11 protein-coding genes are annotated in these 12,399 nt (G+C 64.5%); 6 read left to right on the top strand and 5 right to left on the bottom strand.

The genetic code is table 11. The features are described from left to right. Positions 1 to 233: 233 nt before the first annotated feature. Positions 234 to 710 (bottom strand): bacterioferritin, encoded by a 477-nt coding sequence (gene bfr / locus ACX12D_RS25490; RefSeq protein ID WP_459376237.1) that lies wholly within the window; start codon positions 708 to 710, stop codon positions 234 to 236. A 526-nt stretch (positions 711 to 1,236) separates the two neighbouring features. Here bfr and ACX12D_RS25485 point away from each other — a divergent pair. From ACX12D_RS25485 to ACX12D_RS25465, 5 genes are read left to right on the top strand one after another with little or no spacing between them, the layout of a single operon-like run. After that, the gene (locus ACX12D_RS25485; RefSeq protein WP_459376236.1) at positions 1,237 to 2,625 is read left to right on the top strand and encodes a cytochrome-c peroxidase; all 1,389 of its coding nucleotides are present in this window, start codon (positions 1,237 to 1,239) and stop codon (positions 2,623 to 2,625) included. A gap of 40 nt (positions 2,626 to 2,665) precedes the next feature. Beyond that, a complete protein-coding gene (locus ACX12D_RS25480) occupies positions 2,666 to 4,075 on the top strand; it encodes a porin (protein WP_459376235.1) in 1,410 nt (469 codons plus the stop codon). 40 nt (positions 4,076 to 4,115) lie between these two features. Beyond that, a complete protein-coding gene (locus ACX12D_RS25475) occupies positions 4,116 to 4,676 on the top strand; it encodes an FMN-binding protein (RefSeq protein WP_459376234.1) in 561 nt (186 codons plus the stop codon). Positions 4,677 to 4,725: 49 nt separating this feature from the next. Continuing rightward, a complete protein-coding gene (locus ACX12D_RS25470; RefSeq protein WP_459376233.1) occupies positions 4,726 to 5,526 on the top strand; it encodes an FAD:protein FMN transferase in 801 nt (266 codons plus the stop codon). A 45-nt stretch (positions 5,527 to 5,571) separates the two neighbouring features. Further along, positions 5,572 to 6,033 (top strand): hypothetical protein, encoded by a 462-nt coding sequence (locus ACX12D_RS25465; protein ID WP_459376232.1) that lies wholly within the window; start codon positions 5,572 to 5,574, stop codon positions 6,031 to 6,033. A gap of 40 nt (positions 6,034 to 6,073) precedes the next feature. Here ACX12D_RS25465 and ACX12D_RS25460 read toward each other — a convergent pair whose 3' ends face one another. From ACX12D_RS25460 to ACX12D_RS25450, 3 genes are read right to left on the bottom strand one after another with little or no spacing between them, the layout of a single operon-like run. After that, positions 6,074 to 6,613, bottom strand: a complete 540-nt coding sequence (locus ACX12D_RS25460; RefSeq protein ID WP_459376231.1) for a Fur family transcriptional regulator — start codon at positions 6,611 to 6,613, stop codon at positions 6,074 to 6,076. 52 nt (positions 6,614 to 6,665) lie between these two features. Then, positions 6,666 to 7,478 carry a cobalt ABC transporter substrate-binding protein gene (locus ACX12D_RS25455; protein ID WP_459376230.1) on the bottom strand — a complete coding sequence of 271 codons (813 nt, stop codon included), beginning with the start codon at positions 7,476 to 7,478 and terminating at the stop codon, positions 6,666 to 6,668. A 4-nt stretch (positions 7,479 to 7,482) separates the two neighbouring features. After that, a complete protein-coding gene (locus tag ACX12D_RS25450) occupies positions 7,483 to 9,654 on the bottom strand; it encodes a TonB-dependent receptor (RefSeq protein WP_459376229.1) in 2,172 nt (723 codons plus the stop codon). A 382-nt stretch (positions 9,655 to 10,036) separates the two neighbouring features. On the opposite strand from ACX12D_RS25450, the gene ACX12D_RS25445 reads away from it, so the two are divergent. Beyond that, positions 10,037 to 10,531, top strand: coding sequence for a helix-turn-helix transcriptional regulator (locus ACX12D_RS25445; protein WP_441631656.1), 495 nt, complete (start codon positions 10,037 to 10,039; stop codon positions 10,529 to 10,531). A 104-nt stretch (positions 10,532 to 10,635) separates the two neighbouring features. Here the strand turns inward: ACX12D_RS25445 and ACX12D_RS25440 are convergent, their stop codons facing one another. After that, a complete protein-coding gene (locus ACX12D_RS25440; RefSeq protein WP_459376228.1) occupies positions 10,636 to 12,366 on the bottom strand; it encodes a glycosyltransferase family 39 protein in 1,731 nt (576 codons plus the stop codon). Positions 12,367 to 12,399: the final 33 nt, after the last annotated feature.

The raw sequence follows: 12,399 nt of genomic DNA, 5'->3' as shown, positions 1-12,399 counted from the left end.
ACCGGACAAAAGAAATGAGAACGATTCTCAGTATAACAAAACGAGGATGCCCGTGGCAATGACGATCATCGCCGCTGGCGAGGGGGAGGCGCGAGCCGGGCAGAGGTGTTGTGTGAGTGGCCTGGGTGCGCAAGGGCGCACCAGTGCATGGCCGGGCGCCGGGCGGCGCCCGGTCGATCCCGGTCGATCCCGCTGAACCGGGATCAGCCGGTATCAGTCTGGATCAGCCGGTATCAGCCGGGAGCACCCATGGCGGACTGCAGGTAGTTTTGCAGGCCAACCTTCGCGACAAGCGCCAACTGGGTCTGGAGCCAGTCGATGTGCTCTTCCGTGTCGTCCAGAATCCCGACAATGATTTCCCGCGACACGTAATCGCTGACGGATTCAAAGTACTTGATGGCTTCTTTACAACTGGCTTGTGAAACAAGTTCAAGTTTCAGGTCGCAGGCCAGCATCTCTTCGGTATTTTCTCCAAGCAGCAGCTTGTCGAGGTCCTGGAGGTTCGGAAGCCCATCGAGCATGAGGATGCGCTCAATGAGCTTGTCCGCGTGCTTCATCTCTTCAATCGACTCTTCATACTCGTGCTTGCCAAGCGCGCTCAGGCCCCAGTGCCTGTACATGCGCGCGTGCAAAAAATACTGGTTGATTGCAGTCAATTCATGCTTCAGCTGGCCATTGAGAAGCTGAAGAACCTTCTTGTCGACTTTCATGATATTGATTCCCAGTAACTGATTAAAAACTGGATAATTCAATCAATATATTAATTTCAGCGTACTGGAAGGCAAGGTATTAATTGAATCGATTTTTTAATATTGCAAATGCTAATTGCTTTGATTTTCATTGTGGTTGGCACTCCTCACACTCATCACACGCCTCAGGGAGGAAGGGCGGTCGGCGTCGTGGTCAACACCTCTAGCATCCGATGCGTGTGATCAATGCGTACCTAGCTGGGCTTTCTTTGTTTTGTTTCTACGTAAGAACATTCGAGTGCACTTTAATTGTCTGCAAGTTCTTCTTGATTCGCGCATCCATATATCAAAATTTCCGATTTTTCCATTGCCTGCTGTGCCGATGCAACACTTTCGCCTTGGTCCGGCTGAAGCGCGAAAGGCTGCTGGCGGTGCTTGCTTTTTCCTTTATATAATCGATAACGCAAATCGTTCGTATTCGTGATTCGGAACGGATACGACCCGCCGATCGCGCAAGCATCGCACTTCAAGACAGAGCCACAGGGACATGACAACAAGAACAGGCCGCAGTGAGCGGCACTGCGCGGAGGCGGCTGTGCGCGCCTGGGCTGGCGCGGCATTGGCACTTGCGCTGCTGGCCGGCTGCGGTGGCGGCAGTGACAGCAGCTCGACATCGTCCAGCACCGCCACGCCGGCCGCCAGTTCGCTGTCGGCCATGGCGCAGGTCGGCGAGAAGATCTTCTCCGACACGGCACTGTCGGCCTCCGGCAAGCAATCCTGCGCCACCTGCCATGTGCAGAGCCGGGCCTATGCCGCCGATGACGGGCTGGCCGTGCCCCTGGGCGGCCCCAATATGGATCTGCAGGGCTTGCGCAACGCGCCGTCGCTTGTCTACACGCAATTCACACCGGCTTTCAGTTTCCCATCAGGCGGCAAGGCCGTCGGCGGGTTCTTCCGGGATGGTCGGTCGGCGTCGCTTGCCGACCAGGGCGAGCAGCCGTTCGTGACGCCATTCGAAATGGCCAATGCATCCGCCGACGAGGTGCTGGCCAAGCTGCTGACCCGGCCTTACCTGGCGGATTTCAAGGCCGTCTTCGGCCAGGATTCCGTCAAGGATGCGACGGCAACCCTACACAATATCGGGCAGGCGCTTGCCCAATACCAGAAGGAAGACCCGTCCTTCCATCCTTTCTCGAGCAAGTACGACGCCTACCTGAAGGGCAGCGTGGCACTGGCCCCGCAGGAGCTCAATGGCCTGGCACTGTTCAACAACCCGGCCAAAGGCAACTGCACGGCTTGTCACGTGTCCACGCCGACGGCTACCACGCCAGCGCTGTTTACCGACTTCAGCTATGACAATGTCGGCATCCCGCGTAACTGGAAGATTGCCGCGAACATCGATGGCAATACCCTTGACTACGCTCCCAAGAACGGCAGGGCGCTGGGCGCGCCCAATCACGATTACTTCGACCTGGGGCTGTGCGGCCCGCTGCGCAGCGAGTTCTCCAGCCGCACCAGCGTGTGCGGTGCGTTCAAGGTGCCGACCTTGCGCAATATTGCGCTGACCGGGCCGTATTTCCACAACGGTGTGTTCAACACGCTGGAAGAGGTCGTGGCGTGGTACATCACGCGCGATACCGATCCCGCCCGCTGGTACGTCAAAGCCGACGGCACCCCCGATGTTCCCTACAACGACCTGCCAACGGCCTACGGCGCCAATGTCAACGTGGCCGAGGTGCCCTACATCCCGTCGCTGGCCCCCAACCTGACCAATAGCGAAATCGCCGACCTGGTGCGATTCCTGTGCACCCTGACCGATGGCTTCGATCCTGCCAATCCGCCGGCCTATCCGGTTCCGGCGCAGTGCCAGTCGAGCGCGGCCAGCGTTGCCGCCACGCGCGCGGGGTCCGTTGTCGCTACCACACAAAGCAAATAGTCAGGAAATCAGGAAATCAGGAAAAAAAGGGGGGCGTGAGATGAAGAGAAGCACAATTGCCGCGGCTGTGCTGGCCGTGGTGGGAACACCTGTGTGGGGTGCGCCGGCGACAGTGAGCCCTGCCGTGGTGCAGCAGCTTGAGCGCAAGATCGACGACATGGCCAGCCAGCTCGAAGCCCTCAAGGCGGAACTCAAGGCCGTCAAGGACCAGAACACCGCCATGGCCACGCAGCAGCAGACGCAGGCTAAGCAGCAGGCCGACCAGACCGCCCAGGTGGCGCAGCTGCAGGCCTCGCAGGAGACCTTGCAGCAGGTAGCCGCCAAGCCATCGCCGCTGGATAACCTGAGCGTGTTTGGCTACGGCGAGATCAACTACTCTCGCCCCAGCCGCAATACCAACGACACGCGCGCGGATATCGGCCGGGCGGTCTTTGGCTTCGGGTACCGTTTCGACGAGAAGACCCGGTTCGCCTCCGAGTTCGAGGTCGAGCATGCCATCGCGTCCTCCTCGGACCGGGGCGAGTTCGAGGTCGAGCAGTTCTACGTCGATCACATGTTCACCAACAAAGTCGGCATGACGGCCGGGGTGTTCCTGATGCCTGTGGGCTTGATCAACGAGCACCACGAGCCCACGGCCTACTATGGTGTCTACCGAAATTTCATCGAAACCCTGATCATTCCGAGCACCTGGCGCGAGGGCGGCTTTGCCCTGCATGGCAATACGGATTTCGGCCTCGACTGGAATGTCGGGCTGACCACCGGCCTGGACCTGTCCAAGTGGAATTTCACGCCGGAGACGCCGCTCTACAGTTCGGCGCTTGACCTGCAGATCAACGGCGTGGCGCCGATGCAGGCGACCCACCAGGAAATGTCCCTGGCGAATGCGAAGAATGCCGCGCAATACATCTCGCTGAACTATCGTGGCGTGTCCTCGCTGTTGCTGGGCGGCTCGGTGTTTACCGGCAACGCCAACCCGGCGGCGGGTGCGGGCAGCCAGCGCTCCACGCTGTGGGAGACCCACGCACGCTGGAACCCGGGCAAATGGGACCTGTCAGCCCTCTACGCGCAAGGCAGTATCAGCAATACGGCCCAGGTCAACGCGCAGTTCCCGGGTACGGCCAACCCGATGCCTGCCTCCTTCTATGGCTGGTACCTGCAGGCCGCCTACAACGTGTGGCAGCACGGCAATTATCGCGCGGTGCCGTTCGTGCGTTTCGAGCGCTACAACATGGGCGCCAGGTACGAAGGCATTGCCCCGGGCTTCTCGGCCACGCCGAGCCAGCCGGTCACGGCAACGGGCGCGGTCTTCCCCAAGCCCTACGATATCGTGTGGACGGCGGGCCTGAATTTTTACCTGAACCCGAACGTCGTGTTCAAGATCGACTATCAGCGCTTCCGCATCAACCGCGATTTCACGCGGATCGATCTTGGCCTGGGCGTGTATTTCTAAACGCCTGCTCGCGGCGCCTGCCGCTTACAAGGAGGATGCCATGCGTTACCGGTCTGTCCCTACCGCACTGGTCTGCGCCGCAGCCACGGCGTGCGCCGGGGTGGTCGTCACCCAGGTGCACGCGGCGGAATACATGAGCGTGGCCGATAGCCAGAAGCTCATGTTCGCTGACGCCACCGAGTTCGTGCCAATGGTGGCCGCGCTCAATCCGGACCAGCTCAGGCAACTGGCGGACCGCGCCGGCGGGCCGGCACGCATGGGCGCATGGCGGATCTGGCAGGCCAGGCAGGGCGGCAATGTACTCGGCTTTGTCGTGGCCGACGCCGTGATCGGCAAGTTCGAGCTGATCAACTATGCGATTGCCCTGGGCCCGGCCGGCGAGATCCGCGACGTGGAGATCCTGGCCTATCGGGAGAGCCACGGCTACGAGGTGCGCAACAAGCCCTGGCGCAGCCAGTTCACCGGCAAGTCCGCGCAGGCGTCGCTGCGCATCGGGGACGACATCGACAACATCAGCGGCGCCACGCTGTCGTGCACGCACATCACGGACGGGATCCGGCGCATTGTGGTGATGGCGCAAATGGCACTTGTAAAGAGATGAAGGCGTGGAGGACTGGTGGGAATGGTGGGAATGGAGGAGTGACGTTTTCGTGAGCCACGCTGCCGCCTGCCGCCGCGCCCGCCCGCTGCTTGGGACGCTGGTGGATATCCACGTGCGCGGCACCGGCGCCGCACAGGCAGTATGTGCCGCGTTTGCCCAGATTGCACAGGTCCAGCGGCTGATGAGCCGCCACGACCGCTTTAGCGACATCGGCCGTTTCAACGCAGCCGGGGTGGGCCAGCCGGTGGAGATGGATGCGCGCACGCTGGCCGTGCTTACCGTCGCCGCCAGCCTGCAGGACGAGAGTGACGGTGCGTTCGACTGCGAGCGCAGCGCGCCAGGGATGCGCGTCGCTGGCGGCCGCGCGTGGGTCATCGAAGGGACGAAGGTACGCAAGTACAGGCCCCTGCAGCTCGACCTGGGCGGCATTGCCAAGGGCTATGCGGTGGACTGCGCGGTCGAGGCCCTGGGCGGTCTCGGTCTCGACTACGCGCTGGTCAACGCCGGCGGCGACATGCGCCATGCCGGCACCGCCCCGGCTGTGGTCGCGCTGCGCGAGCCGGGGGCGCCAGCCCGCACCGCGCTGGCCTGGCGGCTCGACAATGCGGCGCTTGCGAGTTCCTGCGTGGGCGGCCTGTGGCCGGAACCAGGCTCGGCCCCGCGCATAGACAGCCCGCACTTGTCTGACGCGCTGGCTGCTGGCGCCGGCGCGAGCGTGCTGGCGCCATCGTGCCTGTTTGCCGATGCCCTGACCAAGGTAGTATTGGCCTGCCGCGCGCCAGAGCATCCGTTGCTGGCCCGATATGGCGCTCGCACCTTGCTCTACCGCGATGGCCATCCAGGCGGTTAGCGCTTTGCGGTTCCGTGTTCAGCAATTACCAGTCATTCCGGCCCGATGTCGAATCCCCATATCTCTTCTCGCCAGTTGCACCGGACCTTGCGCCTCAGCCGCCAGCGGCGCTGGGCCTTGTACGCGGCGTTCGCGTTACTGCTGCTGACCGGCCTGGCATGGTTGCTTGTGCATTTTATGGAGTTCGAGCCGGAAACTATCGCGCCGTGGCAGGCCTGGAGCATGCGCGTGCACGGGGCCGCAGCGTTCTATGTGACATTCCTGCTCGGTGTCATCTGGTCGGTGCACATCCGGTACTGCTGGACGCGGCGCCACAATCGCCTTGCGGGCGGCTTGTTCGGGGGCGTTGTGGCATTGCTGGTCGCGACCGGCTTGGGCCTCTATTACTTCAATGGCGAAGCCTTGCGCAACGCGACGGAGTGGCTGCACTGGGGCGGCGGCGTCGTTGTTTGTGCCTTGTTCTGGATCCACCAGGTCATGGGGCGCAAGGCAACCGGACGCGACTGAGCCCTGCCGGGCTAGCGTTCCGGCGCTTTGGCGTTCGCCCTCAGTCCTGCTGCCGCGCCTTGTGGCCGGTGCAATCCTTGCATCGGCCAATGAGCGCATTGCGCACATTGGCAGGCCGCAGTCTCTGCGCGGCAAGACGCGTGCGCTGCATGGCCATCAGCGGTTCGTCGAAGACCTCTTCCATGCGGTGGCATTGGATGCAATAGAGGTGCTCATGCGGGGGGCGGTCGGCCAGTTCGTAGTAGTGCACCAGGGAATGGTCGCTGCCGGGCGCGGATACGCGCCACAGCAGCCCCGAAACCGTCAGCTCGTAGATGGCCGTCCTGAAGGTCGAGACCGGTGTGCGGTACCGAGAGAGCATCATTTCCCGGCAGATCTGCTCGGCGGTGGCGTGCCGCGACGGAATCTGCCGCATCACCAGCAATACGGAGATCCGGGCAATGGAAGCCGCAAGCCCGCTCGCCGCAATGTCTTGCGCGGCGGCTTTGCCAGCGTCTCCCCAGATGAATCCTTGCATGGCGGCGCGCGCCATGCCGCCGGGGGCAAGGGCGGTGCCGGCGCGCCGGGCGATCTTCAGCATTGTGCTGGCAGCGTCTTCACGCGCGACCTTGCTGCACCTTGCCGAAGGCGCGTCAGTGCGTTGGCGAGGCGCGCCATGTCGTCGGGGTTTCGGTGCGGGCGCCGCCGGAGGTCGTCAAGGTGGCCGTGGCGCGATGGCGGATGGCTGCGTAGGGCGTCCCGTCGAACGTGCCTGCCGTGCGCTCCAGGTGGATGACGTGCAGGATGTACTGGCCCCGCCACGGGAACTTGAAGCGGACCAGGCCCTGGCTGTCGGTCGCCACTTCGCGGGTCCAGGCATTCGGCGCGATGATCCGCACGTCGGTCGCGGGAAGCGGTGCGCCCTGAAACACCACGCGGAACTCCCCGGCCTTGCCCGTCGGCAGGATATCGAGCGCCTGGATCGTGTCGGGCGGCACCGCGAGCATGCCTGCCTTGGCCTCGCCCAGCAGGCGGGCATAGAACATCGGCTTGACCACGCCGATCCCCGCATGCGTCCAGTCCTTTACGGCGTACCGGCCCTCGCTGGCCACGACGGCGCCACGCTGGGCCGGCATGGCAAAGCTGAAGCCTTGCGGGCCACGGGTGGCATCGAGCGCGACGGTCTTGCCGGCGCCGTCCGGGGCGCTGATTTGCGGCGCGGGCATTTCGTCCAGGCGCCCCGGCGAGCGTTCGCGCAAGCCTTCCTCGAACTCGCCGAAATAGAGGTGCGCGAGGGGCTTGCCGGGCTCCAGCCACAGGTAATGCGCGCCTGCCGGCGCCGCCAGGGCAATGCCGGCAAGCGTCAGGGCGATGCGCGCGATCACGCCCGGACGGCGGCGGGCGCTACGGGCGCTACGGACGCTATGGGTGCTATGAGCCAAGGTGGTCATCATCATCATCATCATGTCCTTACTGGAAACGATAGCGTGCGGTCAGCATCGCGCTGCGCGTGTCGCCCGGGAGCGCGCCGGAGAAGGTCGGCGAGATGTAATAGGTCTTGTCGGTCAGGTTGCGCAGGTTGAGCGTCACGTCCCAGGTCTTCTGGCGATAGTAGACCGCGGCATCGAGCACCACGTAGGCTGGCACGCGGTACAGGTTCAGGCTGTCGGCGTAGCTATCGCCTTTATAGGTCAGGCCGAGGCCGACCCCCCAGCCGTGCAGCGCCATTTGCTGGAAGTCGTAGGTGGTCCACAGGCGTCCGCCGGTGCGCGCCACGCCGGTCGGGCGCGTGCCGGCGATGCTGCGGTTGGCGACGCCCATCTGCGTGTTCGAGGCCAGGGCACCGGATTCGACCTTGACGTTCTGCACCACAAAGTTCGCCAGCACCGACCAGCCGGCCACGGGCCGCGCGGTGACTTCCAGCTCCAGCCCGCGCGAGCGGTCGCGTCCGTCGGGGGTTGGGTTGAGCGCGCCGGGCAGCGTGATGTAGTAGTTCTTGCGCTCGGTCTCGAACAGCGCGACGTTGGTCTGCAGGCGTCCGTCCAGGAAGTCCGCCTTGACGCCGATCTCCTTTTGCAACGCGCTCTCCGGCTGCGGGCTCAGGGCCGCAGGCTCGGTGGAGACGTTGATGAACTTGCTGGTCGAAACCCCGGCATAGAACGACAGCGATTGACGGGGCTGCCAGACGGCGCCGAGGGAGCCGGAAGTCAGGTTCTGGGTGTCGCCGATTGAGCGGAAGGCGACGCCCTGCGTGCCCACGTCGCTGAACTTGACACGGTCGGTCCGCACCGCCGCGCGCAGCTTGAACTGCTCGCCAAGCGCCAGCTGGTCTTGCAGGTAGACGCCGAAGTCCTCCTGCTTGAGCTTGCGGTTGAAGCCCTGCGCCGGCACCGGCGCGAGGCCGTTGAGGGTGGTCTCCGGCACCACCGGCGCGTTGATATTGAGGATATTGGGCAGGTTGTAGCCCGTGCGGACCGTGTCGATGCGCGTATCGGAGTATTCCAGGCCGAACAGCACCGTGTGATCGACCGGGCCGGTGCGGGTCTTCCAGACCAGTTCGTTTTGCACCAGCGCGAACTGGCTGTCGTCCACCTGGGTGCGCACCGCGCGCCCGGTCATCTGGTTGGCGGCATTGCCGCCGTTGCCGCCGGCATTGCGCGTCATGTTCAGGCCGCGCTCGTCGTAGATAAAGGCGGTGCGCATGCTGAGCGCGGGGTCGATGTGCCAGTCGTGGCTCAGCGTGACCCGGTCAATGGTCTGCCGGGTGTCGTTGAACGGGCTGTAGTAACGCGAGTCGCGCGGGGCCGAGGCGATGTTGCCCTGGGCATTGAACACGATGCCGTAGTTGTCCGGCTTGATGCGGATATCGCGGTGGTCGTAATCCAGCGTCAGCGTCTTGTTGTTGTCATACGCCCAGCTCAGCGAGGGCGAGACCTCCTTGATGTCGCGCGACAGTCCGCGGTAGCCGTCGCTCCTTTCCACGTCGGCGATCAGCCGGGTGGAGAGTTGCGAGCTGACCGGCCCGCCCACGTCCACGTACGTGCCCCAGGTGCCGAAGCTGCCGCCGAACGCACCGATCTCCGCGCCGAACTTGGCGAGCGGCGCCTTGGTGACGACGTTGACGGTGCCGCCGGGCTGGCCGGAGCCGTACAACGCCGAACCCGGGCCCTTGAGCACCTCGATCCGGTCCACGTCGTACATGGTGCGGTAGTAGCCGTTCTGGGTGGGACCGTCGAGGTAGCCGTCGCGCAGGAAGCGCATGCCCAGGCCACGGATGGTGTAGTTGTTGGCGAAGCCGTAGCCGCCAGCCAGCAGAGGCTGCACACCGGCGGAGTTCTGCAGCGCGTAGTTCATGTCCACCGCGCCTTGCTCGCGCAGCACGCTGTCGGGAATGACGGTGATGGCGGCCGGGATGTCGCGCAAGGGGGTGTCCGTCTTGGTGCCGGTCGTCACCGTGTCGCGCAGGCTGCCGGGCGCCACCTTGCCGGCGGAGGTAGTGACCTGGGGCAAGGTCTGTTCGGCCTGCGAAGTCTGGGCGCCCTGCGCCCGCGCTGCCAGCGGCAGGCCGGCGATCAGCGCGGAAGCCAAGGCCGCAATGGCGTGTGGGCGTGGGACGAAGCCGGGACGGGAAGCACGTGACATGAAAGAGAAACTCGCGGAAAAGTTGGCTGGATGCAGAGCGTGAAGAGCCCGCTCGCAGAGGGCTGGCAATACCCTCGGAGCAGAAGACAGCGGAGGTTAATGCGAATCATTCTTGTATTCAACGGAAGTTCGCGCGGGTGGGACATCTGCCCTGCGTCCACAGGCGGTTTGCCGCGTGAGCATTGGCCTTGCGGGCGTTGCGCAAGGGCTGCGGGACATATGTCCCGGTACCGATAGGTAGCGGATAGATAACTTTTCCTGCCAGGCCGAGGCGACGCCGCACGTTGCGCTTTTCTTGGTAACGAGAATCAGTTACATTTCGTTTTTCGTGCCGTCAGCGCGAGCGGGTCTTCGTTGTCCGCATGCCTGGAATCCATCCCCCATGTCGCCCAAGCTTTTACTTTTGCTCGCCTTCTTCCCGGCCTACCAGGCCTGGGACCTGAGTCAGATCCACCTCACCGGCGGCGTCAACTACCACCTGGTGACGGAAGCCATCGCCACGCTGGTCTTCGTGTGGATCCTCTATCTGTTTGTGCGGGAACGGGAGCGCGCCGCGCGTGACCTGGCGGAGTTGCGCAACGCGGCGCACGCGCGCGAGCGCGCGATGGCCGAGCGCGGCGACGCTGCCCGCGTTTCGACGCGCCATTTCCTGCAGCTGATGCAGGATCAGTTCGAGGCCTGGAAGCTGACCCCGGCGGAAAAGGATGTGGCGCTGCTGCTGGTCAAGGGGCTGTCGCTGGAAGAGATCGCGGCGCTGCGCGAGAGCCGTGCCAAGACGGTGCGCCAGCATGCCGCCAATGTCTACGCCAAGGCGCAACTGGAAGGGCGCCATCAGCTCTCCGCGTATTTCCTCGAAGACCTGATGGCGCCGGCCTGAGCGCGGTGAGCGCCGATGCCGATGTCTATGCCGATGGCACTATCCGCTGCGCGGGTCATGCTGACCGGCAGGATGCCGGGCTGCGCATCGACCGTTCGCGGCGTTCAGCGGCCAGGCGAAGGCGGCACCGGAAAATTGGCCACCACGATGCGCCGCTGGTCCTGCGCAACCAGGTGCATGGGCACCTGGCGCGTGGTCAGCTCGCGGTAGGTATCGGCGGACATGATCGCCAGCGCCGGCGGCCCCTCGCGCCAGCGCGCGATAAAGCTGTCGAGCGTCGGCAGCCATTTCTGCGGCTCCTGCTGGGTGCCGAACTCCAGCTCGTCGGGGTGTTCCACCATCACCGTGGTGTGGCGCAGGTAGTACGGCAGGGTGTGGTCCAGCGTGCGCACGCCGTAGATCGGCATGTCATCCTTGAGCACCGCCCGGATGGCCGGCACCAGGCTGGCGCCCGAGGCCGGGCCGCCGATCGATTCGTGCCCGAGCAGCGCGGTGGTAAAGCCGGTGAACAGCGCTAGCGTGTAGACCACGATGCTCGGCATCAGCCCGTGGGTGCGCAGCAGCCGGCGCGCCAGCCACGTGCCCGCCAGCATCACGACAAACGCGGCGGCTACCCAGACCGCGTAGCGGCGGTAGTCGGCGGTCGCGGTGTGGTTGGAATGCAGCGTGGCCACCACCGGGCTGGCCAGCAACCCGATCGCCATGATCACCAGCATGGCGTTGAGCTGCTGGTGCCAGCCGCGCTCGCCGATGCGCTCCAGCGCCATGGCGGCCAGCATGCCGAGCGCCGGGAAGACCGGCACGATATAGCCGGGCAGCTTGGAGCCGGACAGGCTGAAGAAGACAAAGATGGCGACGGCCCACACGGCCAGCAACAGCGCCGGCCGGAGGCGCCGCATCGGCGCAGCGCGCGCCGCGGCGCCATCGTCGCGGACCACCTCCCACATGCGCGGCGCCAGTCCCAGCCAGGGCACGAAGCCCCCCACCAGCAACGGCACGAAGTACCAGACCGGCCCGCCGCGCGAGTGCACCGTCGAGGTGTAGCGCTGCCAGTGCTCGTGGATAAAGAAAAAATTCGGGAATTCTGGGTTGCGCGCCGACACCAGCCAGAACCAGGGCACCGTGACGATCAGCATCAGCACGATGCCGGAGATCAGGTGCAGGCGCCGCCACAGGCCGAAGTCGCGCGAGATCAGGGTGTAAATCACCAGCACCAGCCCGGGCAGGGCAATGCCTACCAGCCCCTTGCTCAGGATTGCCACGCCCATGGCCACCCAGCAGGCCCACATCCAGTAGCGGCGGGCCGCAGGCGTTGCGTCGGGATGCTGTGCCACCAGCATGAAGGCCAGCACGCAGGCCATGGCGCCCGACAGCGTCATGTCCAGCGAGTTGAAGTGCGAGGCCACGCTCCACATCGGCGCGGCCACAAGCACCAGGCCGGTCAGCAGGCCAGCGCGAATGCCGTACCAGCGCGTTGCCGCAAACATCGACGCGATCAGGCCAACCATGCCGGACAGCGCCACGCACAGCCGTGCCTGCCAGTCGCCTACGCCGAACAAGGTATACGACAGCGCCGTCACCCACATATGGAAAGGCGGCTTCTCGAAGTACTTGAGCGCGTTATAGCGGATCGTTACCCAGTCCCCGCTGGCGAACATCTCGCGCGAGATCTCGGCGTAGCGGCCTTCATCGGAGCTGAGCAAGTGGCGAAAATCAAGCGTGCCGAACCACAGCAGCAGGATCAGCAGGCCGGCAAGCAGCCACAGGGCGATGGGCAGGCCGGCCACCTGCCGGGCGAAGAACGCAGGGGAGCGAGAGTCGGATTGGGGAGGCATCGGGGCTCCGGAGAAGAATGAAGTCTAGCCGTG

The organism is Cupriavidus sp. PET2-C1, from assembly GCF_054515855.1.
This window is presented reverse-complemented; position numbering and strand designations above follow the sequence as displayed.

Excerpts from the sequence above, each read along its gene's own strand:
- ACX12D_RS25485 (WP_459376236.1), top strand. The coding sequence starts at position 1,237 with ATGACAACAAGAACAGGCCGCAGTGAGCGGCACTGCGCGGAGGCGGCT.
- ACX12D_RS25480 (WP_459376235.1), top strand. The coding sequence starts at position 2,666 with ATGAAGAGAAGCACAATTGCCGCGGCTGTGCTGGCCGTGGTGGGAACA.
- ACX12D_RS25475 (WP_459376234.1), top strand. The coding sequence starts at position 4,116 with ATGCGTTACCGGTCTGTCCCTACCGCACTGGTCTGCGCCGCAGCCACG.
- ACX12D_RS25450 (WP_459376229.1), bottom strand. The coding sequence starts at position 9,654 with ATGTCACGTGCTTCCCGTCCCGGCTTCGTCCCACGCCCACACGCCATT.
- ACX12D_RS25460 (WP_459376231.1), bottom strand. The coding sequence starts at position 6,613 with ATGCTGAAGATCGCCCGGCGCGCCGGCACCGCCCTTGCCCCCGGCGGC.
- ACX12D_RS25445 (WP_441631656.1), top strand. The coding sequence starts at position 10,037 with ATGTCGCCCAAGCTTTTACTTTTGCTCGCCTTCTTCCCGGCCTACCAG.
- ACX12D_RS25455 (WP_459376230.1), bottom strand. The coding sequence starts at position 7,478 with ATGATGATGATGATGATGACCACCTTGGCTCATAGCACCCATAGCGTC.
- ACX12D_RS25465 (WP_459376232.1), top strand. The coding sequence starts at position 5,572 with ATGTCGAATCCCCATATCTCTTCTCGCCAGTTGCACCGGACCTTGCGC.
- ACX12D_RS25440 (WP_459376228.1), bottom strand. The coding sequence starts at position 12,366 with ATGCCTCCCCAATCCGACTCTCGCTCCCCTGCGTTCTTCGCCCGGCAG.
- bfr (WP_459376237.1), bottom strand. The coding sequence starts at position 710 with ATGAAAGTCGACAAGAAGGTTCTTCAGCTTCTCAATGGCCAGCTGAAG.